The organism is Comamonas testosteroni ATCC 11996 (genome assembly GCF_000241525.1).
GTDB lineage: Bacteria > Pseudomonadota > Gammaproteobacteria > Burkholderiales > Burkholderiaceae_C > Comamonas > Comamonas testosteroni.
This window is the reverse complement of the sequence record NZ_AHIL01000025.1, coordinates 166904-190979: the sequence shown is the minus strand read 5'-3', so window position 1 is coordinate 190979 and position 24076 is coordinate 166904. Positions and strand designations below refer to the sequence as shown.

Annotated in this window: 16 protein-coding genes and 6 pseudogenes; 16 read left to right on the top strand and 6 right to left on the bottom strand. The window is 57.9% G+C overall.

The window, feature by feature from the left end:
- The 3 genes and pseudogenes from CTATCC11996_RS25495 to CTATCC11996_RS09590 form a co-directional block, all read left to right on the top strand.
- Positions 1-161: pseudogene (locus CTATCC11996_RS25495) on the top strand (acetaldehyde dehydrogenase); the annotation flags it as partial.
- 14 nt (positions 162-175) lie between these two features.
- Entirely contained in the window at positions 176-1207 is a 1032-nt protein-coding gene (gene dmpG / locus CTATCC11996_RS09595) for a 4-hydroxy-2-oxovalerate aldolase (protein WP_003075543.1), read from the top strand.
- A 56-nt stretch (positions 1208-1263) separates the two neighbouring features.
- Positions 1264-2124 (top strand): alpha/beta fold hydrolase, encoded by an 861-nt coding sequence (locus CTATCC11996_RS09590; protein ID WP_003075542.1) that lies wholly within the window; start codon positions 1264-1266, stop codon positions 2122-2124.
- Between the two features lie 55 nt (positions 2125-2179).
- Here the strand turns inward: CTATCC11996_RS09590 and CTATCC11996_RS26245 are convergent.
- Positions 2180-2314 (bottom strand): annotated as a pseudogene (locus CTATCC11996_RS26245) (LysR substrate-binding domain-containing protein); the annotation flags it as partial.
- Here CTATCC11996_RS26245 and CTATCC11996_RS09585 point away from each other — a divergent pair.
- Positions 2306-2596: pseudogene (locus CTATCC11996_RS09585) on the top strand (alanine racemase); the annotation flags it as partial. The pseudogenes CTATCC11996_RS26245 and CTATCC11996_RS09585 overlap by 9 nt on opposite strands.
- 220 nt (positions 2597-2816) lie before the next feature.
- Here the strand turns inward: CTATCC11996_RS09585 and CTATCC11996_RS09580 are convergent.
- Positions 2817-3548 (bottom strand): IclR family transcriptional regulator, encoded by a 732-nt coding sequence (locus CTATCC11996_RS09580; RefSeq protein WP_034348627.1) that lies wholly within the window; start codon positions 3546-3548, stop codon positions 2817-2819.
- 565 nt (positions 3549-4113) lie between these two features.
- Between CTATCC11996_RS09580 and CTATCC11996_RS09575 the strand changes: the two genes are divergently transcribed.
- From CTATCC11996_RS09575 to CTATCC11996_RS09550, 7 genes and pseudogenes are all read left to right on the top strand, one after another.
- Complete coding sequence (locus CTATCC11996_RS09575) at positions 4114-4698, top strand: fimbrial protein (protein ID WP_003075539.1); 585 nt, start codon at positions 4114-4116, stop codon at positions 4696-4698.
- A 170-nt stretch (positions 4699-4868) separates the two neighbouring features.
- On the top strand, positions 4869-5588 hold the full coding sequence (locus CTATCC11996_RS09570) for a fimbrial biogenesis chaperone (RefSeq protein WP_003075538.1): 720 nt from the start codon (positions 4869-4871) through the stop codon (positions 5586-5588).
- A pseudogene (locus CTATCC11996_RS26240) lies at positions 5588-7909 on the top strand (fimbria/pilus outer membrane usher protein); the annotation flags it as partial. The gene CTATCC11996_RS09570 and the pseudogene CTATCC11996_RS26240, both read left to right, overlap by 1 nt.
- On the top strand, positions 7886-8212 hold the full coding sequence (locus CTATCC11996_RS26235) for a FimD/PapC C-terminal domain-containing protein (RefSeq protein ID WP_259348455.1): 327 nt from the start codon (positions 7886-7888) through the stop codon (positions 8210-8212). The pseudogene CTATCC11996_RS26240 and the gene CTATCC11996_RS26235, both read left to right, overlap by 24 nt.
- On the top strand, positions 8209-9204 hold the full coding sequence (locus CTATCC11996_RS24600) for a fimbrial protein (protein WP_003075537.1): 996 nt from the start codon (positions 8209-8211) through the stop codon (positions 9202-9204). Before CTATCC11996_RS26235 ends, CTATCC11996_RS24600 begins: the two co-directional genes overlap by 4 nt.
- Before the next feature lie 784 nt (positions 9205-9988).
- Positions 9989-10612 (top strand): response regulator, encoded by a 624-nt coding sequence (locus CTATCC11996_RS09555; RefSeq protein WP_034348569.1) that lies wholly within the window; start codon positions 9989-9991, stop codon positions 10610-10612.
- Positions 10613-10701: 89 nt separating this feature from the next.
- Entirely contained in the window at positions 10702-13818 is a 3117-nt protein-coding gene (locus tag CTATCC11996_RS09550; RefSeq protein WP_201409235.1) for an ATP-binding protein, read from the top strand.
- A 405-nt stretch (positions 13819-14223) separates the two neighbouring features.
- Here the strand turns inward: CTATCC11996_RS09550 and CTATCC11996_RS09545 are convergent.
- Both CTATCC11996_RS09545 and CTATCC11996_RS09540 read right to left on the bottom strand, forming a co-directional pair.
- Positions 14224-15174: pseudogene (locus CTATCC11996_RS09545) on the bottom strand (IS5 family transposase); the annotation flags it as partial.
- Positions 15175-15263: 89 nt separating this feature from the next.
- Positions 15264-16232, bottom strand: coding sequence for a LysR family transcriptional regulator (locus CTATCC11996_RS09540; protein WP_003075533.1), 969 nt, complete (start codon positions 16230-16232; stop codon positions 15264-15266).
- A gap of 127 nt (positions 16233-16359) precedes the next feature.
- Between CTATCC11996_RS09540 and CTATCC11996_RS09535 the strand changes: the two genes are divergently transcribed.
- The 3 genes from CTATCC11996_RS09535 to CTATCC11996_RS09525 all read left to right on the top strand — a co-directional run bounded on the left by CTATCC11996_RS09535 (position 16360) and on the right by CTATCC11996_RS09525 (position 20287).
- A complete protein-coding gene (locus CTATCC11996_RS09535) occupies positions 16360-17934 on the top strand; it encodes an MFS transporter (protein ID WP_003075532.1) in 1575 nt (524 codons plus the stop codon).
- A 619-nt stretch (positions 17935-18553) separates the two neighbouring features.
- Complete coding sequence (locus CTATCC11996_RS09530) at positions 18554-19459, top strand: 3-hydroxyacyl-CoA dehydrogenase family protein (RefSeq protein ID WP_233506381.1); 906 nt, start codon at positions 18554-18556, stop codon at positions 19457-19459.
- Positions 19460-19471: 12 nt separating this feature from the next.
- A complete protein-coding gene (locus CTATCC11996_RS09525) occupies positions 19472-20287 on the top strand; it encodes a beta-keto acid cleavage family enzyme (protein WP_080569851.1) in 816 nt (271 codons plus the stop codon).
- An 8-nt stretch (positions 20288-20295) separates the two neighbouring features.
- On the opposite strand, the gene CTATCC11996_RS09520 is transcribed toward CTATCC11996_RS09525, so the two are convergent.
- A complete protein-coding gene (locus CTATCC11996_RS09520) occupies positions 20296-20982 on the bottom strand; it encodes a GntR family transcriptional regulator (RefSeq protein WP_003075526.1) in 687 nt (228 codons plus the stop codon).
- Between the two features lie 6 nt (positions 20983-20988).
- The gene (locus CTATCC11996_RS09515; RefSeq protein ID WP_003075524.1) at positions 20989-22746 is read right to left on the bottom strand and encodes an IlvD/Edd family dehydratase; all 1758 of its coding nucleotides are present in this window, start codon (positions 22744-22746) and stop codon (positions 20989-20991) included.
- Positions 22747-22857: 111 nt separating this feature from the next.
- Here CTATCC11996_RS09515 and CTATCC11996_RS09510 point away from each other — a divergent pair, with 111 nt between their 5' ends.
- Entirely contained in the window at positions 22858-23871 is a 1014-nt protein-coding gene (locus tag CTATCC11996_RS09510; RefSeq protein WP_034348564.1) for a Bug family tripartite tricarboxylate transporter substrate binding protein, read from the top strand.
- A gap of 50 nt (positions 23872-23921) precedes the next feature.
- Positions 23922-24062: pseudogene (locus tag CTATCC11996_RS26230) on the top strand (helix-turn-helix domain-containing protein); the annotation flags it as partial.
- Positions 24063-24076: the final 14 nt, after the last annotated feature.

Below are 24076 nucleotides of genomic sequence, written 5' to 3'. Positions count from 1 at the left end.
CCCTCACGGGCCTGAAAACCGCGATCTTTCTGGAGGTTGAGGGTGCGGCCCACTATCTGCCCGCTTACGCCGGCAACCTCGACATCATGACCAGCGCCGGCCTGCGAACCGCCGAGCATATGGCCGAGCGCATGCTGGCGACGCTCGCCGTGGCAGCCTGAGGAGACGACACACCATGACGCAAACCAAGAAAATCTACATCTCCGACGTGACCCTGCGCGACGGCAGCCACGCCATTCGTCACCAGTACAGCGTGGAGCAGGCCAGGCAGATCGCACAGGCACTGGATGAGGCCAGGGTCGATTCGATCGAGGTCGCTCACGGAGACGGCCTGCAAGGCTCCAGCTTCAACTATGGCTTTGGTGCCCATACCGACCTGGAGTGGATAGAGGCCGTGGCCAGCGTGGTCAAGCACGCCAAGATCACCACCTTGCTGCTGCCGGGCATCGGCACCGTCCACGACCTCAAGGCAGCCTATGAAGCCGGTGTGCGCGTGGTGCGGGTAGCCACTCACTGCACCGAAGCCGACGTGTCCCGCCAGCACATCGAGTACGCCCGCCAGCTGGGCATGGAAGCCGTGGGCTTTCTGATGATGAGTCATATGACCTCACCCAAGGCCCTGGCCGAACAGGCCAGGCTGATGGAGAGCTACGGCGCTACCTGCTGCTATGTGGTGGACTCGGGCGGCGCCCTGGGAATGAACGATGTGCGCGACCGCTTCAGGGCCTTCAAGGACATCCTCAAGCCGGAAACCCAGACCGGCATGCACGCCCACCACAACCTGAGCCTGGGCGTGGCCAACTCCATCGTGGCAGTGGAAGAAGGCTGCGACCGCGTGGATGCCAGCCTGGCCGGCATGGGAGCTGGCGCCGGCAATGCTCCGCTGGAGGTATTCATCGCAGCCGCGGAGCGCCTGGGCTGGAACCACGGCACCGATCTGTACAAGCTCATGGATGCGGCCGACGACATCGTGCGCCCGCTGCAAGACCGTCCGGTACGCGTGGACCGCGAGACGCTGGCACTGGGCTATGCCGGGGTCTACAGCTCGTTCCTGCGTCACGCTGAAGTGGCTGCCGCCAAATACGGACTCAAGGCCGTAGACATCCTTGTGGAGCTGGGCAAGCGCCGCATGGTCGGCGGTCAGGAAGACATGATTGTCGACGTCGCGCTGGACCTGCTGAGGCAACGCGAAGCCGCCTCCCTCTGATCTTTTACCCTCTTCGCGGTCAGCCAGCCGTGGCTGCCGCCTTCACGGAGTCATTTATGAACGCCCCCAACACGGAAGCCTCCAGCAGTCGCTTTGTCACGATCACCGAAGCGGGACAGCCCCTGAGGCTGCACTACAACGATGTCGGCTCCGGCAGCGAAGTCGTGGTCATGCTGCACGGCTCCGGCCCAGGCGCTAGCGGCTGGGCCAACTTCCACCGCAATATCGAACCGCTGGTGGACGCGGGATACCGTGTCATTTTGCTGGACTGCCCCGGCTGGAGCAAAAGCGACACAATCGTCAGCACAGGCTCGCGCTCGGATCTGAACGCACGCTGCCTCAAAGGCGTGCTGGACGCGCTGGACATCGCCAAGGTGCACATCATCGGCAACTCCATGGGCGGTCATAGCGCCGTGGGCTTTGCACTGGCCCATCCCGAGATGGTGGGCAAGCTCATCCTCATGGGCGGCGGCACCGGCGGACCCAGCGCCCTCGTGCCCATGCCCGCCGAAGGCATCAAGCTCATCGGCGCGCTGTACCGCGACCCCACGGTGGAGAACCTCAAGCGCATGATGAACGTGTTTGTGTACGACACCAGCAGCCTGACCGAAGAGCTCTATCAGCAGCGTCTGAGCAATATCCTGGCCCGCCGTGATCACCTCGAAAACTTCGTCAAGAGCGCCCAGATCAACCCGAAGCAGTTCAGCGACTACGGCGCGCGCCTGCCTGAAATCAAGGCCAGGACCTTGATCATCTGGGGCCGTGACGACCGCTTTGTGCCATTGGACATCGGCCTGCGCCTGCTCTGGGGCATTCCCAACTCGGAATTCCACGTGTTCAGTCAGTGCGGCCATTGGGCACAGTGGGAGCACGCCGAAGTCTTCAACAATATGGTTCAAGACTTTCTCGCACGCTGACCGGCCAGTGAGCCCGCAAGAAGTGGGAGCAAGCCATTGAGAGGAATGCCATGCATGGGCCTATGCGTATGGCCAGGTCAAATCCCTCCTCGATCAGATCGACTGTACGGTCGCCAAACGACAGATCGATACTCAGCTGCGGATACAGACGCGTCAGATTCAGCAGTATTGGCGCCACACACAGCTGCCCGCGTTCTCTGCGCTGCGCGTGCGCGGGCTGATGACACTGGCACTGTTCTCCAGCGATGCGGAACGCGTGCGCCAGTGTTTTGTGCGGCTGCGCAACCTGCGCGAGCAGTTGCGCCAGAGCGTGCACGCCAGCATCGGGCTGCAAGAGCTGTCCATGGGCATGTCCGGGGATTTCGAGATCGCCATCGAAGAAGGCGCTACGGTGGTGCGCGTCGGTCAGGCCATCTTTGGCGCTCGCGCCCTGCCGGACAGCCACTACTGGCCCCACGAACCCCATGCCTAGCGCCTGCAACTGCGCGCCAGCATCTGGCGCTCTGCATCTTCAGTACATGGCAACTGCTCATCGGGGGATGCGCCGGGCTATGCGGCCGAGGTATGCGACCGAGGTATGCGACCGAGGTATGCGACCGGGGGAGCGTACTTCTCAGGCCCTGTCTCTACCGCAAACCTTTGACTGGCGCGCTCCGGTCAGCCCTCGCTGAGAGCAGCGGGTGCAGACACCATCACGGGTGCCAATAGCTTTCTCTGGCTAGGGGCGCGGTTGTGCCCGTATTTCCGGCCAATGCATCAGAACGCTGGTTGGCTGCAGCAATCACAGTGGGGGCCATTTCTTCCAATTTTTGCTGCGGCAGGCGTGAAGCCGGGCCCGACACGCACACGGAACCCAGAAGCCGCCAGTGCTTGCCAAAAACGGGGGCAGAAATGGTTGCCACGCCTTGCTCGCTTTCTCCAATCGACCAGTGAAAACCACGCTGGCGTATGGCCTCATAGAGCTCGCCGGGCGCTCCAGAAAAAGCAGGTATCACGCGCCCTGGAGACCCCTTGTCCAGCGGCAGGCCTTCACCCATCCGTGCGTGATGGCGCAGCGCTTGCGGCCCTTGCACGCGCACAAGGCAGGTTCTGACGTTGCCTTCTCTGACGTAGAAGGCGGCGCTTTCTCCGCTGTCCATGGTGAGCGCGCGCAGTGCGGGCTCCAGCACGTTTTGCACATCAAAACCAGCCTGGTAACGCGCTCCCAGCCAGCCTGCTGCAGGGCCTAAACGCCAATCACCGTCTTCACGCTGAACCAGGTATCCAGACTGTGCAAGCGTGCGTGCAATACGCAGTGCGGTGGTCTTGTGCAATGGGCAGCGCCGGCTCAGCTCGGCCAGCGTCAGGTGAGACTCTCCCAGCGCAAAAGCATCCAGCACCTTCATGGCCCGGGTGACCGCAAACATGCTGCCCGTTGAGGGCATTGCGTGCTCAGGCCCATCACCAGAGTTGGGGGCATCGTCTTTGAATGCTGGTGCGGAGGCTGCGTTTGATTGCATCTCGGATGCGTCATGGCAAGTTGCGGTCAGAAGGCGTGTTCATGCTGCAAATTGTTTCGTTGTACGAAATTTCATTCGTAGCTCTTGAAAATATGTTGAAAGCCGTGCACCACCTGAAGAAATCTCGGGCGGTGAAATGAATCACTCACGCTGCATGTAATTTTTATATTAATTCAATATTTATATTGCGCTGTTTAATTTTTATTTTTGAGTGATGTTCAATTGCTGGCATAAATTATTCTAATCAATTGAATGAATTCGGAAAGCGCCTGTTTTAAATTATTCCGAATATTGTTTTATATTGTTTGATGGTATTTATTTGTCTATTTATTCTTCTGATTATAAAAAAGTAATATTTTAAATCCTATTAATAAGATGGATTCAAGAGGGATCTCGCTTATTACCAAGAAATTTCTTGTTCATTTATTTGATTAATGGTATTAGAGTTCCTGATCGCCAATAACAGCGAATATTATGGAGGTTTAAACTCATGAATAAATTAAAGACTATTATGGCTGCCTGCGCCGCATGCGCGTTGACCAGTACCGCAATGGCGGCGGATCCTGATGGAAAAATTGAATTCACCGGTGAAATCATCTCTGGTTCGTGCGAGGTGACAGGCGGGGGTGCCGGCAACAGCGTCCCAGTGAAGCTGGGCAAGGTCTTAATGAGCGCCATTACGGATGCGGGTACCGGTAATAAGGTCAAGAGCGTACCGATTGCGATAAATCTTGATTGCAGCAACTCTTCCACAGGCCTGACAACCGTCAAGTTCAAATTTGATCCCACCTCTGGCGGCTCGGGTATCGACTCGCACGATACCCGCCTTCTGAAAACCACAGGTGCCGCAACTGGTGTGGGTATTGGTCTGTACGACGGATCGAACCAGCTCATTAACCTGTCTGATAGTAGTAAGGAATACTCCGCAGCGCTGACTGCTGCTGCTGGTGGTACTGGTGGTAATAATAAATACACCGCCACGATGAACATGAGTGCTTCGTATGTGGGCAACGGCCAAACGGTCGAAGTAGGCTTAGCCGGCGGCACTTTGCCTTTCACTCTGACTTACGACTAAGTCGTGCCAAGGGGGCTTTCAGAGCCGCTGATACCACCTCTGATACGTCGTTGTTTCGCCTTGTCGTACGCCTGTACTGCCTGCGGCTTCACGTCTCGTCTCAGTCGCAAATCTGCGATTTGCCAGGTGGTGTTGGCCGCTCTGATGCCCCAGGTTTCAGCGAGCCGCTAATGAATATCAAATTCTTTTTACGCACATATCTGGTGCTGGCATTTTGGGCGCACGCCGCAACAGGCATGGCTGGCATTCAGGTTGGTGGAACAAGGGTTATCTTTCCCGCCACGCAACAAGAGGCCGCGCTTCAGGTGCGCAATCAAGGTGCCGATGACATCATGATTCAGTCGTGGATTGAGGCTATGCCCAATCAGGCGGAGAGCGATGTCCCGTTTGCCATCACACCATCGCTGGCCCGCCTGGGCCCCCGCAAAGAGCAGACGCTGCGCATCTTCTATCAGGGCGTTGGCCTGCCGCAGGACCGTGAGTCCGTAATGTGGCTGAACGTTCAAGAAATTCCCCAGGTCAGCACGTCTGAGAACAGCCTGCAGATCGCTATCCGCCAGCGGCTGAAGCTGTTCTACCGCCCCAAAGATCTGCCGGGCACAGCGGACGAAGCTGCGCGCAACCTGACTTGGAGTGTCGAGAAGACCTCGGGCTCTCCTGCGCTGCTGGCCAGCAATGGCTCCGCTTTCCACGTCTCTTTCGGCAAGGTCAGCATCGTTGTTGATGAGAAAGAGTATGAGGTGGCTCCTTCCATGGTTGCGCCTCAGGGCACCGAGCGCATGACGTTTACCCAGCTGCCCGCCACGCTCAGTGGTGATGCACAGGTGCACTGGGAATCTATCAATGACTACGGGGGGCTGGTCAAGCACCAGGCCTTGCTTCGTTTCTGATGCTGTATCCACTGCTTTATTGCTTTCGCACTCTTGATGCGGCAATTGCCTCAGCGCGCAGAACGCGCCGCTTTGGCGGGCCCTCACTGCATTGCATACCGATGAGCACAATCAATAAAACACCCAGAACGCAGCGCATCTGGATGAAAACCGGTGTGCCCCTGCCTTATCTGGCTGTAGCGTGCCTGATGGGCGTCTCCCCCGCGAACGCCATTCAGTTCAACCCCATGTTCCTCAAAGACAAGGGGGCGAATGTGGATCTGCGCTTTTTCGAAAAGTCCAACGGCATGCTGCCTGGCAGCTACATCGTCGATCTTTACCTGAACCAGCGCCTGGTACGCCGCCAGAACATTTACTTTGGCGCGGCAGACAACCGCTCAGAGGTTGAACCGGTGCTCAGTGTGGGCCTGTTGCGTGAGATGGGGGTGGACATTGAACGGCTGCAAAAAGAAGGCATCGTGGCGCAAAGCAGCGGTGACGATGAGGCCGTCACGCTGGCGCGCATTGAGGGGGCTGTTGTTGACATGGATGTCTCCAAGCTCGCCCTGTACCTCAGTGTGCCTCAGGCATACATCCGCCGTAACTCGCGGGGCTACGTGGACCCCTCCCTGTGGGATGACGGCGTGACCGCAGCCTTCAGCAACTACCAGTGGACGGTTAACCGCAACAGCGGTGACAGTTTTAGCCGTGACTACGCCTATCTGGGAATGCGCAATGGTTTGAACATGGGCCCATGGCGCCTGCGCAATGATGCATCTCTCAGCCAGAGCACGGGTGCCGCGCGCCGCTTTACCAGCAACCGCACCTATGTGGAGCGCGATGTCACTTTGCTCAAGGGCCGTTTTGCCATCGGGTAGCTGTATACCCACAGCGATATTTTTGAAAGCAGCCGCATTCGCGGGGTTCAGATTGCCTCAGACATTGGCATGCTGCCTGATGACCAGGCCGGTTATGCGCCAGTGGTGCATGGCATTGCCGAAACGCACGCCACGGTTGAAGTGCGCCAGAACGGCTACGTCATCTACTCCACCACCGTGTCTCCGGGCGCATTCGAGATTCGCGATATTTACCCCGGTGGCTCCAACGGCGACCTTGAGGTCACGATCATTGAATCCGATGGCCGCAAGCGCTCATTCACGCAAGCCTATTCCCACCTGCCGGTGATGGTGCGCAAGGGTGCCTTTCGGTACAGCCTGTCAGTGGGGAAGTACGACGCCGAGGGCCTGAAGGCACCCCAACTGCTGCAGGCCACAGCGGTGTATGGCGCCACCAACAATCTGACGGTTTCTGGCGGCTTTTTAAGTACCAGCGGCTACCGCGCCCTCAACCTGGGACTGGGTTTGAACAGTGCACTGGGTGGTGTGTCGCTGGACGTCACCAACAGCCAGTCTCGAAGAGGCGATGGCCACAACACCACCACGGGCCAGAGTACGCGCCTGCTGTACTCCAAGACGCTTTCTCTCACCAACACGGCCTTCACCATGGCGGGCTACCTTTATTCCACCGTGGGCTATCGCACGGTGCGCGAGCATATTCAGGCGCGCAACGACTCTGACCTGCACCCGTTTTTCAGCAACCGCCCCAAAAACCGCCTCAACCTGAACCTGAATCAGCCACTGGGCAGCTATGGCTCGTTGTTTGCCAGTGTGAGCGCAACCAGCTACCGCGACCGTGCGGGCAAAACCCAGAGTGCGCAGCTGGGCTACAACGGCAACTACAAAGGCATCAGCTTCAACATCTCGGGATTGCGCACGAAAAATACCAATTCTTCGCGCAAGCCTGAAAACCAGCTTGCCATAGGCGTGAGTATTCCCCTGGGGTCACGCTCGCAGCGGCTGTACAGCCAGATGACGCGGTCGAGCAACGGCCGCGAGATGCTGCAGGCTGGGGTGTCGGGCTACCTGGACGATGACAACCGGCTGTCTTACTCGGCGCAGGCCGGTTCGGCAGACAGCCAGCGCTCTGGCGGCGTTGGTGTGCTTTGGAATATTCCGGCGGCCAAGCTGGCGGGCAACTACTCGCAATCTGGTGCATCGCGCCACGTGGATGTGTCTGCCTCTGGCTCGGTGGTGGCGCATGCGGGCGGTATCACCTTTGGCCAGCCGGTGGGCGAAACCTTTGTGCTGGTGGAAGTGCCCGGCGTAGAGGGCGTGGGCGTGAACGGCGCCGTCTCTCGCACCAACAAGTCTGGCTACGCCATTGAAAGTTATGCGCAGCCTTACCGCTACAACAGCATCGGCATTGACACGCAGACGCTGAGTGCCGACGTGGACGTGCGTGAAACATCGCAGTTCGTTGTGCCGCGGCGCGGTGCCGTGGTCAAGGCCAGCTTTGACGCATCTTCGGGCCGGCGTGTGCAGTTTGTTCTGGCCACGGTCAATGGCGAAAAACTGCCTTTTGGTGCCCGCGTAGAAGATGACACGGGCAGCGTGCTGGCGGTGATTGACAACCAGTCGCGCGCTCTGGTGTTTGGCATCAAGGATGACGGCTGGGTGACTGTGCACTGGGGCGATGAAAGCTGCTTAGCCCCCTACACCTTGCCGGCCAAGGACAGTGCCCTGACCTATGACCAAGTAAGCGTTACCTGTGGCAATGCCCGGGCTGACCATGGAGCCCCCCTGTGATTAAAAAACTTCTTCTTGCCGCTGCAACGCTGTTCATGGCCCTGAGCGCCAGCGCTCAAAACAGTGCCGGATGCTACTGGCTGGAGCAACCACCGGCTGCGCAGCCTGACACGGCTTCTCGTACCGCCAACTACGGTGGGTTCCCTTCAACACAAGATCTCAGGCTGGTGCCCATTGGTGCACCGATGGGGCACTTCTTTTTGAGCTACCCCTTCAGAGGGATGCCTGACCTCAAGTGTCCGCTCGACAAAGTGCCGAATGTGACTATGTCATATTGGCTGGAGGGTGCCCAGCTGGAGCCCGGCTACAGCGATGTGTACAGCACCAATTTGTCTGGCATAGGTTTCAGGCTCAGGTCGGCCGGTTCGGGGGGAGAAACTGTTCCTTTCAGTGCGAGCAGGAAAAACGCACCGCTCGCGACGTTTGGGCTCAGAAACTTCAACCTGGAATTCATTCGCACGGCACACCACATTCAGCCGGGACAGGTTCGTCTGAATTTCAAGGTTTTTGGCAAATACCACGACTGGACGGCCATTACCTTTATTGGCAACAGCACTGTTGAGCTGACCACCCGCGAGTATTTCTCGGGCTGTACTGGGGATCCAATCATTGATTTTCCATTGGGCAAAGTCCATGTATCAGATTTGCCGAAGCGCCAAACACGTCGCTCCTGGCTGAATGTGGTGTGTACCGGGTTGCCGGCGGGCTCCAAGTTGCCGGTCAAGGTTTATTTTGAGGGCAGCAACAATGGCCCGGGCAGGCTGCGCCTTACGCCGGGCGGTGCAACAGGTGTTGAAATTGCAGTGACCAGCAACGGCGTGAAACTGCCCTTTAACGTTGGCAGTGCGCTGAATATGGATTGGCAGCACTCCACGTCTGACGGAGAGCGGTACAACCTGCCGCTTGAGGCGGGCTATGAGCGTATTGGTAACAGCAAAGTCGAAGTTGGCAAAGCCGATGGAACGATTAACTACGTGATTGAGTACAACTGAGCCCAAGGGCCATGTGATTGGCGATTGAGTTGTTTTAATAGCTGCCAAGGCTTAACTGCAAAGGTTTTACGATATAAAAATATCTAAAAACCTTTATTTATAAGCGATGACAGCTATTGTTTTAATTGCTACGGAAGATGGCGTTGAAGCAGCTGGAGAGCGGCCCACGTTACGCCACTGAACCCAATGGATGCGATGCTTGTGATGCTTGGGCGGATTTGTGCAGGCAACCGCAGCCGGTGCGCGCAATGCGGGTGGGGCGAGATAAATCAGGGGCGAGCCAATGCGAATGTGAGCGACTTGAACTGCGAAAGATCAACCGTTAGGTTCTCTAAATTTCTGAAATTTTCTCCAAACGTGCAAATGACAAAGCCCGCTGTGAGCGCGCCTTGTCACACCCTGACGTGGCCGCTATGGACAGATTGGGAGCTGCCTTGAGGCTATGCGGTGTTTTTTAATCTAATCGCCGCATCATTTGCGGCGATTGTTGATGGCAATCACCGCATGGCGCTACTGCAGCACCGGCTTTTAATTGCATCAGGGATGGCTGCGTTTGCCTGTGTGAATCGGTGGATGAAAACAGGCGCACCGCGGTGCATGGGGAATGTCATCAAAGGTCAGCAGCCACGGGGCTGTTCTGTGCAAACCTTAGAGATGGAGTAATCTTTGAAAGCTTGGGCTGATTCACTCGATGCTGCCCCATCGCTGGGGGAGTTGGTCGCTAATACCTCATTGTCCCTGCCGCTTGAGAAAAAGTGGTGCCTCTTAAGGTTGCGGTGGTCCCGTGCGTAAGAAAGTCCTGATCGTTGATGATCATCCATTGATTTGCGAAGCCATTCGCCAGGCTCTGCTGCCCATTGGCTTTGAAGCCCTTGGCGAGACTGCCGACGGCATTGATGCCTTGCGCATGATTGAGTCGTTAACGCCCGATATCGTCATTCTGGATATTGGCCTGGAGAAGCTCGATGGGCTGACCGTGCTCAAGCGTATTACCCGGGAGAAACTGGATGTGCGGGTGCTGGTGTTTACCTCGCAGTCTAAAGACAGCTATGCCACTCGCTGCCTGCAGGCGGGTGCAAGCGGTTTTGTCAGCAAGAGCGAACCCATTGAGACGCTCACCAAGGCGGTCAAGACGGTTGCCGACGGCTATGTTTTCTTTCCCAAGAGCGCCATGCCTTTGCTGGGCAAGGCCAAGGTGAAGGCGGAGGGCGGGCTGGACGATCTGACCGACCGAGAGCTGCAGATCTTGAAACTGCTAGCGGAAGGTTTCTCTAATGCAGAAATTGCGGCCCGGCTGAGTTTGAGTAACAAGACAGTGAGCGGGCACAAGGTCAATATTCAGACCAAGCTCAGTGTTGATTCTGTGATTGAGCTGGGCGAAATTGCGCGCCGGCACCATCTGGTATGAGCTGAGCTGAAAGTTCGTCCGTGCAGTGCCTGTTGCACATCGCCTTTTGTTTGCTGATCTGCAGCCGGATTAGTTTTGCGGGCGACCTTGTGCTGACGCCAGTTCCCCGTCAGGCACTCAGCGAGGTCAGGGTCACGCTGACCCAGCCAGAGCGGCAGTGGCTTGCACAAAAGCAGTTGCTGGTGGTTGGTGTGCTCAACGATCCGCTGCCTCCGTTTCGTATCTTCGTTGAGGGTCAGCGCCTTGAAGGGCTTGTGGCCGACTATGTATCGGCGCTGCAGCGCGAGCTGGGCGTGCCTTTGCAAGTGCGTGCCTTTGATGCCCGTAGCGATATGTATGCAGCACTGCGCGATGGCCGCATTGACATGGTCAGCAATGTCAATGCGTTGATGGCGAAAAGCAATGGCTGGGTGCTGAGTGCCCCCTACACACTGGCGCAGCTGGCGTTATTTTCTGAGGGCGGGGACTTGCATGAGTACAGCACGACGGACGGCAAGACCCGCATTGCAGTAGCCAACGGCATGATGCAGGAGCTGTTTGAGAGCATTGGCGGGCGCGGTCGTTTTCAGCAATATTCGTCGCCCTTGCTGGCGATGGCTTCGGTATTGAACGGTGAGAACGATGTGTTTCTGGGGGACACGCTGTCTAGCGAGTACCTGTCCAGCCAGCTGTTCAGCAATCAGTTTGTGATTAACCAGAGCGCCAAGCTGCCTGAGGTGCAAGCCGGGTTTGGTCTGTTGCCAGACAGCACGCTGCTTGCAGGGGTGCTTGGGCGGGCGCTGGGCGGGCTGACGCGCTGCCAGATAGTGACTGCGCAACATCTGTGGGGCGGTACAGAAGACTGCAGCGTCAGTGATTTGCGCAGCCGCCTCAGTCCGCAGGAGCTTGACTGGCTGGAGCGCAATGAAACGGTGGAGCTGGTGGTGAGCGAGGATCTGGCACCTTTCGCTTTTTTCAACAGCCGTGGCCGTCTCAATGGTATTGCGTCAGATGTGCTGGACATCATCCGGCGCAAAACCGGCATGCGCTTGAAGATTCGCCGCGTCAGCTCGCTGACCGAAGCGCACGATTTGCTCGATCATGGACAAGGCATTCTGAGCATCCTGCCCGATACCGCTTCAGCCTCACTGCCGTATCTGCGTACAGAGCCGCTGACGACGACCCACTATCTGTTCGTGCAGCGCAAGGAGTCAGCGCAGGTCGCGCTGGATGAGAAGAGCACAACAACCGTCGCTGTCGCCAAGGGCTATGTAGACCCCGAGCAGTTCAAGAGCCGGTATCCCAAATTGCGCTTTCATGAAACGCAGACCATGGGGAAGGCCTTCAAGCTGGTGCGTGATGGCCGCGTTGATATGGCGCTTGCGCCCGCCAACATGGTGCGTTATTACCTTCCCTACAAGTACGAAAGTAGTTTGAAGGCAGGAGACGTTGTCAGCGGTCTGGGCGTAGGTATTGTGTTCGGCGCGCCGCAGGGGCAAACACAATTAATTGGCATTCTTGATAAGGCAATGCTGGAGATTAAGCCCCGGGAGTATCTGCAGATTATTGGCCGCTGGCGTGCCAATTCAGCCACCGACGACAAGTACTGGGAGGGCGTCGTGTCGTACGTCTGGCGCGTGTTCGAGGTGCTTACTGTGCTGCTGCTGGTGGCGGGGGGGCTGATTGTTGCCCAGCGCAGGCGCATTCGCAGCAAGCGCGAGGATCTGCAGCAGCGGCAGCTGTTGCTCGATGAGTTGCGGGTTGCCAAGGAATCGGCCGACAAGGCCAGCAGCGCCAAGTCGGTGTTCTTGGCCACGATGAGCCATGAGATTCGCACGCCGCTCAACGCCATCATTGGCATGCTGGAGCTGGTGCTGGCACGCAAGGGCGACGCGGAGCAGAACCATCAGCTTGCCCATATTGCCTATGAGGCGGCGATCAGCCTGCTGGCGCTGATTGGCGACATTCTGGATATCTCGCGCATTGAAGCGGGCAAGCTGAGCCTGGAGCTGGAGCCGGTCAAGGTGAAAGATCTGCTGGAGTCTGTGGGCAAGGTGTTCTCGGGGCTTGCGCGCCAAAAGCAGTTGCGCCTGAGCCTGTCAATCGATGCGCGCGCGGCACAGCTGGTGTGGGCAGATGCCGTCAAGCTCAAGCAGATCGTCTCCAACCTGCTTGGCAATGCCATCAAATTTACGCACCGCGGCGGGGTGGAGCTGCGTTGCTCGGTGGAGGTGGCCGGTGACTCGGGGTTGCGCTTTGACATCAGCGTCATCGATACCGGGGTGGGCATTCCTGCGGCGCAGCTGGATCAAATCTTCAAACCTTATCGCGGGGTGGATGGCGTGGTCAGCGACCCCAATGCTGGTGCAGGCCTGGGGCTGACGATCAGCCAGGCACTATGCCTGCTGATGGGCAGCAAGCTGAATGTGAAGAGCACGGTGGGCAGCGGAACGCGTATTGATTTTTCGGTCACTCTGGCGCGGGTGATGGTGGATGCTGTGGCGCAAAGCAGCATTGAATCTTCGGAAAATACGGCAACGGTGCTGACGGTACTGATTGTTGAGGACCATTTGCCAAGCCAGTATTTGCTGATTCAGCAGATCGGTTATCTGGGTCATCGCACGCTGACCGCCTGCAATGGCCTGGAAGGGTTGGCCGTCTGGAGCAAGCATGACATTGATATCGTGATTACCGACTGCAATATGCCGGAGATGGACGGCCTTGAGATGACCCGTGCCATTCGTCGCTTGGAGCAGGGCCAGTCCATCAAGCCCTGTCTGATCATCGGTCTGACGGCAGATGCGCAACGCGAAGTGTTTCAGCGCTGTCTCTACGCAGGCATGAACCATGCGCTGGCCAAACCCACCAATCTGGCTGCACTGAACCGCCTGATTCCCAAGCTGGACGCGGGGCAGTCGCAGGCCGTTGAAGCTTCGTTATTGACCAACGATATTCAGGCATCGATGGCCAAGCGGGTCATTGCCAGCAATCAGTCCGAAAGCGATGCCCTGCGCCATGCGCTGGATGCGCATGATCTGGTCGCTGTGAAGCGCATCGTGCACAAGCTCAAGGGGACGGCGTACCTGCTCAATCACCAGGGGTTGCTGGAGCAATGCATGGAACTGGAGGACCTTGGTGTCAAAGGCCTTACCAAAGATCTGCGTGACGCGGCGCAGGTGTTGCTTGAAACGCTGGAGGAAATCAACCGTTTCCTGCAGGCCAAATGAACTTTGTACCAAGAGGTTTCTTGGTGTTGCTCGGGGCGTGTCTTGGTTGATGCTCGGCTGAAGCAACGGGCTTGAAAACTTGAAAGAGCACTCAATGGCCTCCCATAGAGGTGGAGGTGATACGTAGCAGCTTGGCCAACTACTTCGGTGGAGTGGATATCGTCGGTCCCTAGGAGCAAAACCTCGCCCGGGCCCACTGCAGCGTGGGTGGTTTCGACAACGATTCCGGACTTAGGGAACCTCTGCACAAAGCAGTTCCGAGCGTGATAGTCACCGCATAAGCGTGTACTGCTATTTTTGGCGACTCTCCTCCCCCCAATATGCCCGCGCTTCGCGGGCATATTGCCTTTTTAGGCTGTTATCACTGGCTTGGATTGGATGTTCACAAGCAACCGGCCACGGGCCACGGGCCATCCATAAGTTTGCCAAGGCAAGCAAGGTATGCAACTGCTGAGTGTTCTTGCTCAAGCCTCGGTAGCGAACTTTGACATGACCAAACTGCCGTTTGATGACCCGGAATGGGTGCTCGACCTTGGCCCGTATCTTGGATTTGACCTGCTCAATTTGCTCCTGCAAGGCGGAGATCGGCTCCATCAGATCCAGGGCCTTGCGCTTGCTGCGCTTCATCGCAATATGCCAACGCAGTTTGCGCTCAGGTGTGGCCGCAGGCATGTCGGGACGCTTATCAGCACCTTGGTAGCCAGCGTCGCCATATCCATTGGTTTCTTGTCCGTGTAGCAAGCTGTTGGCTTCAACTACATCGTTGATGTTGGCTGCAGTGCCTCGTATTGTGTGCACCAACCCTGAGTCTGCATCCACGCCAATGTGGGCCTTCATACCAAAGTGCCACTGGTTACCTTTCTTGGTCTGGTGCATCTCTGGATCACGAGACCTGGAGCTGTTCTTGGGGGAACTGGGCACTGCAATTAGTGTGGCATCCTTGATGGTTCCGGTACGAAGCAGCAGCTTTTTGCCCTCCAGCAGGTCTGTGACGGTTTGCAGAATCTGCTCCGCCAGCTTGTGCGTTTCCAGCAAATGGCGAAAGCGCAGGATGGTGCTCTCATCGGGTGTAGCGCTGTCCCATGACAAGCCTGCAAAGTCCCGGAACAGTGGCATGTCATGCAGCGCTTCCTCCATGGCAGGATCGCTGAGGGTAATAAACCACTGCTGCATGAAGTGGATGCGCAGCAACATCTCAACGGGAAACGGTGGTCGGCCTTTGCGCCCTTCTGGAGCGTATGGTGCAATCAGTGCCACCATATCCCTCCAGGGCACAACCTGCTGCATCTGTTCAAGGAATTCGCGTTTGCGTGTCTTCTTGGTGGAGAGGTTCAGGCCGAGATCAGTTTGCTGCATGGGCCGAAATGCCGACGCACCCGGCACGCATGTGCAAGTACATGCGTTGAGGATTTATTCAGAGATTCCCTAGTGGAAAAGCGCAGCCCTTACCGAGAACGGATTGAATTGTCGTTTTTTGCCACCGCATCATCCTCAGGATTCAGCAACGCCGGAATCTCGGCCACCAGCGCGTCAATGGCCACCCGCAACTTGCAACGTAATTGCCGTGCCTGTGGCCAGAGTGCATGGATCTCATAAGAGCGGGCTCGATAAGCAGGCAGGATGTGTACCAGCTCGCCACGCTTGGCATAGCTGCTCAGCAGCCAGCAGGGGACCCAGGCAATGCCATAGCCCGCCACAGCAGCAGCGGCAATGGCCTGTATATCGTCCATGCTGATCTGGGAGCGCACCTGCAGGCGGTAGTCCGAGCTGGCGCCTCGCCCAGCAACTGGCGAAACATTCCACGGGGCGACGACACCCGAGTGCGAGTAACTGATGACCGCATGACCATCGAGCTCCTCCAGTTTGCCGGGCGTGCCGTGGCGTGCCAGATAGGCCGGGGAAGCTCCGATGCTGATGTGCTGTGTGCCCAGCAGACGCGCAGACAGGGTGCCGCTGTCTTGCAGCGGGCCTATGCGTATGGCCAGGTCAAATCCTTCCTCGATCAGATCCACTGTACGGTCGCCAAACGACAGATCGATGCTCAGCTGCGGATACAGACGCGTCAGATTCAGCAGTATTGGCGCCACGCACAGCTGCCCAAAGCCTTCTGGCACGCTGACCCGCAGGCGGCCGATGGGCTCCATGCGGCCACTGTCCAGATCCGCCTCGGCTGCATCCAGCTCCTTGAGTGCACGAGTGCAGCGCTCGTAGTAGATCTGCCCTTCCGCAGTCAAGGTCTGGGTACGCGTATTGCGCTGCAGTAGCCGCGAGCCCAGACGTGCCTCCAGCCTGGCAACGGCCTTTCCCACAGCAGAGCGCGTCACGCCAAGCCGCTTGGCAGCAGCAGTGAAGCCGCCCGCTTCCACCACCTGCACAAAGGTGGAGACTCCTTCCAGAGGGTCTTGCACAGTCATGTCGATTGGATCCTTTAGCTCCCCAATGATGGGAAATCAACGCGTAAATTTAAGAATTTTATTCCCATAGACTCGCGTTGAACGTTCTGCGCCAGAACGCCGTTTCCCTTTTCTGGAGTGCGCAACCATGTCCTCGAATGATGTTGATCTCTTGAACACCAGCAGCCTGGAGCCGGCACCGACCCGGCGCAATCGCATTGCGCTGCTATCGGTCTGTCTGGCCGCACTGATGTTCAGCCTTGAAATCTCCAGCGTGCCTGTCATCTTGCCCACGCTGGAGTCCGTTCTGCACAGTGACTTCAAAGACATTCAGTGGATCATGAATGCCTACACCATCGCCTGCGTCTCGGTGCTCATGGCCACCGGGACACTGGCAGACCGGTTTGGCCGCAAGCGGGTCTTTTTGATCTCCATCGCCCTCTTTGCGTTTTCATCGCTGCTGTGCGGCCTGGCATGGAACACACCGATGCTGATTGCCAGTCGCGTGTTCCAAGGGGCCAGCGGCGGCGCCATGCTGATCTGCCTGGTAGCCGTCCTCTCGCATCAATTTCCGCAAGGCGCCGAGCGCAGCCGCGCCTTCAGCACCTGGGGAGTCATGCTCGGCATAGGCCTGGGCTTCGGCCCCCTGATTGGCGGCTTGATCGTCGCCCTATCGGACTGGCGCTGGGTGTTCTGGGTACACGTGCTGATTGCCACGCTGACTTTCTTTCTTGCCACCATCGCCGTGCAGGAATCGCATGACCCCAAGGCCGGCGCGCTGGATCTTGCGGGCATCGTCACGCTGTCCCTCGCAGTATTCGGCCTGGCCTTCTTTGTGACCCAGGGCTCCGATACCGGTTTTGGCAGCATGTCTGCGCTGGCCGCCATGGCTGTGGGTCTGCTGAGTTTTGCAACCTTTGTGTGGGTGGAACTGCGTGCCCAGCATCCCATGTTCGACTTCTCCGTCTTTCGGGTACGCAATTTCTCCGGTGCGCTGATGGGCTCCATGGGCATGAACTTCAGCTTCTGGGCGTTCATCATCTACTTGCCCATCTATTTTCAAAGTGCGCTAGGTCAGGATGTCACGGCCGCCGGCGTCTCGCTGCTAGCCTACACCCTTCCCACGCTGGTGTTCCCGGTGGTTGGAGAACGCATCGCCATGCGCTATGGGCCGCGTATCGCCATTCCGCTGGGGTTATTCGCCATCGGCCTTGGATTCATGCTGATGCTCGCTGGCAGCCAGCTTGCCCACAGCCACTGGCTTTACGTGCTGCCGGGCTGCCTGATCGCCGGCGCAGGGCTGGGTATCACCAACACCCCGGTGACCAATACCACCACTGCAGCGGTCTCCAGCGCACGCGCCGGCATGGCGTCCGGCATCGACATGAGTGCCCGCATGATTACGCTGTCGATCAATATCGCGCTGATGGGTTTCCTGCTGGTGCGCGGCGTGCAGCAGCACCTGCAAACCGCATTGCATGAACCCGTAGATGCTGCTGCGCTGCGCGAGATGGCCAACGGCATTGTCTCTGGCAACCTGCAAGCCCTGCACACCCTGCAGGCAGACGCTGGCGCCATCACTTCGCCGCAGGCACTGACTGACATTGCCCGCGAGGCACTGGTACACAGCTTTGGCGGCGTAATGCTCTATGCCGCCATCGCCGTGTGGCTGCTGGCACTGGGCAGCTTTGTGATCTTTTCGGGTCGCAGGCCAGCCCGCTGACTTTGATGGCGCTCCATGCCCATGGGCAAGAATCTGCCCGCTGATCTGCAACTTGGCAGCCTGCATTGCCATGGGCATCGATTTCCTTCCTGCATAGCAAGCTGCTGGCCTCGACAAGCTCGCCGACATTGGCGGCCGTGCCACGTACTGTGTGCACCAGGCCAGGATCAGCACCCATGCGGAAGTACCACTGCTTGCCTCTCCAGCTCTGGTGCATCTCTCTACCATGCACCTTGCTCCTAATCTTGGTGAATGTCAGTGCAGCACTCCAGGTAGCGTCCAAGCTGGTGCCAGTGAGCGGCATAGCGGCCCAATGCGTTGCCGTGGCACATTCATAGCACGCTCCAAGTCGATCAAAGACTGCCGTACTTTTGCACCGCCTGCGATTTGCTGAATCGTGTCGACGGATCCTCACGGATAGAAAGGGCACATCGCAATATATTTAAAAATCAGGATATTTATCCCAATAAATTTGTTTAACAAATTTATCGAAACCCTCCAGACTCCCTCCAAGACTCATAGAACTTGGAGACATCCGTTGGAGCAAAAGACTTTCAGTGCGCCTGGGCACTTTTTCCGTCCCTCGCGTTCACATGCTGTTGTCATTGGCGGCGGGACGATGGGAGCCGATGTCGCGGTCGTCCTGTGCCGCGGAGCGTGCAAAACGACTGTTGTCGAGCCCGATGCCGACCGGGCTGCCAAAGTCCCTGAACTGGTCCATCACGGCTTGACCCAACTGGATGCCGCTCAGCGGCTTGCCCAGTTGTCCGTCGTATCGTCCTTGGACGACCTGGACTGGAGCTCGGTGGACCTGGTGATCGAATGCATCCCTGAGCGTTTGGACATCAAGCAAGCGCTTTTCAAGCAACTCGAGCAGCGTGCCCGCAAGGATGCATTGCTGGCCAGCAACAGCTCGAGCTTTCCCATCACCGCAATTGCACAAGGCCTGCAAACACAGGAACGCATGCTGGGCCTGCACTTTTTCATGCCTGCGCACCTGACGCCTCTTGTTGAAGTGGTGTGCGGCGAGGCATCGCGCATGGAATGTGCAGAGAACCTTCATGCTTTCATGCGCCAGTGCGGCATGGTGCCCGTGCTGGTCAAGAAGGACTTGCCAGGCTTTCTGGCAAACCGTCTTCAGCACGCACTGGCTCGCGAGGCTTTTGCACTGATTGAAGCGGGCATTGCATCGGCCGAAGACGTGGATTCAGCCGTGCGCTTTGGCTTCGGCTTTCGCTTTCTTGCAGCGGGCCCCGTGCTTCAACGCGACCATGCAGGTCTGGAAGTCCACTGCGCCGCCGGTGCGACGATGTATCCATCGCTGGCGGACAACAAGGAGCCAAGCCCATGTCTTTCGCAAAGAGTGGCTGAAGGCAAGTTCGGCATGAAGTCCGGTGAAGGTTTTTTCAAGTGGACTCCAGAGAGCATCGCGCAGGAGAAACAGCGCTACCAGAAGACGCTGCTGGCAGGTCTCGAACTTCTCAAGAGCGAATTGCCTTCCGTGGGCGACGCTGCCGTGCAGTAAGAGGAACGCATGATGAATACACCTCTGATCATCACCGTTGCTCCCAACGGAGCCTACAAGACCAGGGAGCAACACCCCGAGGTTCCATTGACTGCGGCCGATCTGGCAAAGACCGCTAGGGAATGTCTGGACTCCGGGGCGTCCATGATTCATATGCATGTACGCAAGCCTGACGGCAAGCATTTGCTCGATGCCCACGCCTACATTGAAGCCACTGCTGCAGTGCGCAAGGCGGTGGGCCAGGAACTGGTGGTTCAAGTCACCACTGAAGCGGCTCAGGTCTATCAGCCATACGAGCAGATGCGGGTCGCACGGGAAACGGCGCCGGAAGCGATCTCTGTCGGCTTGCGCGAAATACTCAGGCCTGAAGTTCCCGAAGCGGATATCCAATCCTTCTTCACATGGCTCAAGCAGAGCAATGTGATGACCCAGATCATCCTGTATGACGTGGCGGACGTGCAGGCCTGGCAGCGCCTGCTTGCAAGCGGCGTCATCCCCGAAAACAAATGGTTTCTGCTTTTCGTACTGGGCCGCTACTCGGCGGGCCAGACCTCTTCGCCCATCGATCTGCTGCCGTTCCTGAATGCCCATGACGATGCCCATCCATGGGCGATGTGCGCCTTCGGCCCTCAGGAAAATGCATGCGCGATGGCTGCAGCAAGTCTTGGCGGCCATGCGCGCGTCGGCTTCGAGAACAACCTGTTCCTGAAGAGCGGCGAGCCGGCAGCAAGCAATGCAGCCTTGGTCGCCCAGGTTTGCCAAGGGGCCGCAGCACTGGGCCGCCCTCTGGCCACGGCTCACGATATTCGAGGCATGTTCCTGAACTGATCAGCACTTCAAGGCAGCAGCGCCTCTTGTGCCTTCAAGTAGTGATCTCTTGGAGGCACAAGATGATCTGCCGTCAGGCGGATCAGACGCTCCCTCGACCCCTCCCCCTGCGCCAGCACCGCCAGCAGCTCGTGATGCTCCTTCTGGGATTGCAGCTGACGCTCTCTGTTCATCAGCGTTCCAAATCGAATTGCATGCGTTTGGCGCGCGAAGTCTTCGATGGATTGCGACAGAAAAACATTACCGCATTGAGCAAACAAAAGCCGATGAAACTCCTGGTTGGTCCGAAAAATGCCGCGCGGGTCCTGCTGCTGGATAGCTGCGTCATGCCCGGCCTGAATGCGCCTGAGTTGCTCCAGGGCATCACGCTCCAGAGGCAGCGCAATTCTGCGCATCGCCTCCAGCTCGAGCAGCTCTCTCATTTCGTAGAGATGAATGACTTCCTCCCTGCTGAAAGCCTTCACCATGGAGCCAATATTGCGCCTGCGCTCAAGCAGGCCAGCACTTTCGAGCTGAGCCAAAGCGTCTCGCACCACATGTCGTTTGGCTGCGAACCTTTCCATCAGCTCATCTTCGACAAGACGCACTCTGGGAGCCAAGAGGCCCAGAACAATGTCTTCCTCCAATGTCGCGGCAATCACGGATGCGCCGTCCCCGGATGGACGGCGGTCCTTGGCAAAAGCGCCCGTCGGCATATGAACTTAACTCCTTGGAATCGAACCCTTGCGCTGCGTCGCAGTCAGGAAATCAAAGTCTGCGCCACGATCAGCCTGCAAAACAGTTTTCTTGAACAGATGCGCGTAACCACGCTCTGCTACAGGAACTTGAACAGGCTTGGCATTCTGACGCATAGCCAGCTCTTCATCGCTGACCAGCCACTCAATACAGCGCTCGCGCACCGACAGGCGAATTCTGTCTCCGGTTTGCACCCAGGCCAAGGGGCCGCCAATCGCCGCCTCCGGCGTCACATGCAAGACGATGGTGCCGAAAGCGGTGCCGCTCATACGGCCATCGGAGACACGCACCATGTCTTTCACGCCTTGAGCAGCGAGTTTCTTGGGAATGGGCAGGTAACCCGCTTCCGGCATCGCCGCTGCTTTGGGGCCGATATTCTTGAGCACCAGCACATCCTCGGCCCGGACATCCAGCTCGGGCGAGTCGATACGAGCGGCCAGGTCCTCCGCATTCTCGAAGACAACGGCACGGCCCTCATGCTCCATCAATTCGGGGTTCGCTGCGGACTGCTTGATGATGGCGCCTGCCGGGGCAAGATTGCCGTGCAGCACGGCAATGCCGCCCTGTGGATACAAAGGGGCATCCAAAGTCTTGACCACATGCTGCTTGAAGCCGGGGCCGGCCGCCTCCAGTTCCTCGCCCAGGGTGCGCCCCGTCACGGTCAGAGCATCGAGGTGCAGCAGAGGCTTGAGCTCTCGAAGCAGGGTATGCATGCCGCCGGCTGCATGGAAGTCCTCCATGTAGTGGTCGCCGGACGGCTTGAGGTCGAGCAACACCGGAGTATTGCGGCTCATGACATCCAAGGCCTTGAGATCCAGCTCGTAGCCCAGACGACCCGCGATCGCGGCCATATGCACGATGGCATTGGTCGAGCCCCCCATGGCCAGCAGCACGCGCATGGCGTTTTCGAAGGCAGCTGGCGTGAGAATCTTGTCAATGCTCAATCCTGCACGCGCCATATGCACGGCCACCTCACCGGATCGCTCCGCAATCCGGATGCGATCGGCAGTGACCGCTGGAGGGGTCGCGCTGCCTGGAAGGCCAATTCCCAGAGCCTCTGCAATGCAGGCCATCGTGCTGGCAGTGCCCGCCACCGAGCAGGTGCCAACACTGGCGACGAGCTGATTGTTGACGTCGGAAATTTCCTCCGCATCAATTTCTTCGGCACGAAATTTCCCCCAGTAGCGTCGGCAATCGGTGCAGGCCCCCACTCTTTCGCTTCGATGCGATCCAGTGAGCATGGAGCCGGTCACCAGTTGAACCGCCGGCAGTCCGACCGAAGCCGCGCCCATCAGCTGAGCCGGCACTGTCTTGTCACACCCCCCGATCAGCACGACCGCATCCATGGGCTGCGCTCGCAGCATCTCCTCCGTGTCCATGGACATGAGGTTGCGCAGATACATGCTGGTCGGCTGGGAAAAGCTCTCGTGCAAGGAGATGGTCGGGAAGTCCATGGGCAGTCCACCTGCCATCAGGATGCCGCGCTGCACCGCCTCGATCAATTGCGGCATGTTTCCGTGACAAGGGTTGTAGGAGCTGCCTGTGTTCGTGATACCGATCACGGGTCTGTCCAGCGCCTTGTCGGTATAGCCCGCTCCTTTGATGAAGGCCTTGCGCAAAAAAAGAGAGAAGCCGCGATCACCGTAGTTGGTGAGTCCTTTGGAAATTCCGCTCGAAGCGGCTTCCGGATGGATCGTGGCTTGCTGGTCTGGCTTGTTCGTCATGGGAGGGTTAACCATTGTTGATGCACTGATTATTAATAATATTATTGATTAGAAGAAAAATCGAGCGCTCGAACAAGAAAGCGCATACCTGAAAACCCTAAAGGAGACTTCATGAAACCCACACAACTCGCCAATCCGGCCATGCGCCGCCGCAAGCTCCTTAGCTTGGTTGCAACAGCCCTCGTTGCATCTGGCGTATCTGGAGCAGCCAGTGCGCAGACTGATTACCCCAACAAACCCGTGAGGCTTGTGGTTCCCTATGCTCCAGGCGGAGCGACGGATGTCATCGGCCGCGTTCTTGCCAGGCAGCTTTCAGACGCGCTTGGGCAGCAGTTCGTCGTCGACAATCGCGCCGGAGCTGGCGGCAGCCTTGGCGCAGGTCAAGTCGCTAAATCACCCGCCGATGGCTACACCTTGCTGATGGGGGCATTCACAAGCCACACCATCAATGCAGCGCTGACGCCTGCGGCGACTCCTTTTGACATCCATAAGAGCTTCTCTCACATCTCGGTCGTAGGCACCGTTCCGCTGGTATTTGTGGTCAATCCCAGTGTTCAGGCGAAGTCCGTCAGGGAACTGGTGGCCCTTGCCAAGACCAGCCCCGGCAGCGTCACGTTTGCATCCGCAGGCAATGGCTCGCCTCAGCATCTCTCGATCGAGATGTTCAAGCGTCAGACACAGGTTGAAGTCGTGCATGTGCCCTATAAAGGCAGCGGCCCCGCTCTTTCCGATCTGCTCGGCGGTCAGGTCAATGCAATGATTGATACCGTTCCTGCCGCACAGAGTCAGATCAAGGCAGGCAAGCTCCGGGCCCTGGCCACAACGACCAAAGAACGCGTTGCCTCGATTCCAGACATCGCTACTGTCGTGGAAGCTGGATTTCCAGACATGCAGGTCAGCTCCATGTTCGCACTCTCGGCTCCTGCCGGAACGCCAGTTGCAGTCATTCAGAAGATCAATTCAGCGCTGAAAGTGATTCTGTCCAAGCAGGATGTCAAGGACTCCATGCTCGCCCAGGGCACTATTGCCACCTACAGCACGCCGGACGAGTCAGCCAAGATCATCAACGCCGAGTACGCCAAGTGGGCCCGGCTGATCAAAGACAGCGACATCAAGGCTGAATAAGCGAAGGTAACGGAGCTCCAGGACGCTGCAGCTCCGCTACCTATACTGCGGTGGTGCAAGCCAACCTATCAACCAAAGACCTGAGAGCGGTAGTAGCCCTGAGCCAGACCAAGAGCTTTGGCCAAGCCGCCCTCCAGGTTCACCTCTCCCAGTCCGCGCTGTCGGCTCTGATTGCGCGTGTAGAAGCCCAGATCGGAGCAAGACT

Bases quoted from the DNA above. Each gene is read 5' to 3' on its own strand.
- dmpG (WP_003075543.1), top strand. From the start codon at position 176: ATGACGCAAACCAAGAAAATCTACATCTCCGACGTGACCCTGCGCGAC.
- CTATCC11996_RS09590 (WP_003075542.1), top strand. From the start codon at position 1,264: ATGAACGCCCCCAACACGGAAGCCTCCAGCAGTCGCTTTGTCACGATC.
- CTATCC11996_RS09580 (WP_034348627.1), bottom strand. From the start codon at position 3,548: ATGCCCTCAACGGGCAGCATGTTTGCGGTCACCCGGGCCATGAAGGTG.
- CTATCC11996_RS09575 (WP_003075539.1), top strand. From the start codon at position 4,114: ATGAATAAATTAAAGACTATTATGGCTGCCTGCGCCGCATGCGCGTTG.
- CTATCC11996_RS09570 (WP_003075538.1), top strand. From the start codon at position 4,869: ATGAATATCAAATTCTTTTTACGCACATATCTGGTGCTGGCATTTTGG.
- CTATCC11996_RS09540 (WP_003075533.1), bottom strand. From the start codon at position 16,232: ATGACTGTGCAAGACCCTCTGGAAGGAGTCTCCACCTTTGTGCAGGTG.
- CTATCC11996_RS09535 (WP_003075532.1), top strand. From the start codon at position 16,360: ATGTCCTCGAATGATGTTGATCTCTTGAACACCAGCAGCCTGGAGCCG.
- CTATCC11996_RS09530 (WP_233506381.1), top strand. From the start codon at position 18,554: ATGGGAGCCGATGTCGCGGTCGTCCTGTGCCGCGGAGCGTGCAAAACG.
- CTATCC11996_RS09525 (WP_080569851.1), top strand. From the start codon at position 19,472: ATGAATACACCTCTGATCATCACCGTTGCTCCCAACGGAGCCTACAAG.
- CTATCC11996_RS09520 (WP_003075526.1), bottom strand. From the start codon at position 20,982: ATGCCGACGGGCGCTTTTGCCAAGGACCGCCGTCCATCCGGGGACGGC.
- CTATCC11996_RS09515 (WP_003075524.1), bottom strand. From the start codon at position 22,746: ATGACGAACAAGCCAGACCAGCAAGCCACGATCCATCCGGAAGCCGCT.
- CTATCC11996_RS09510 (WP_034348564.1), top strand. From the start codon at position 22,858: ATGAAACCCACACAACTCGCCAATCCGGCCATGCGCCGCCGCAAGCTC.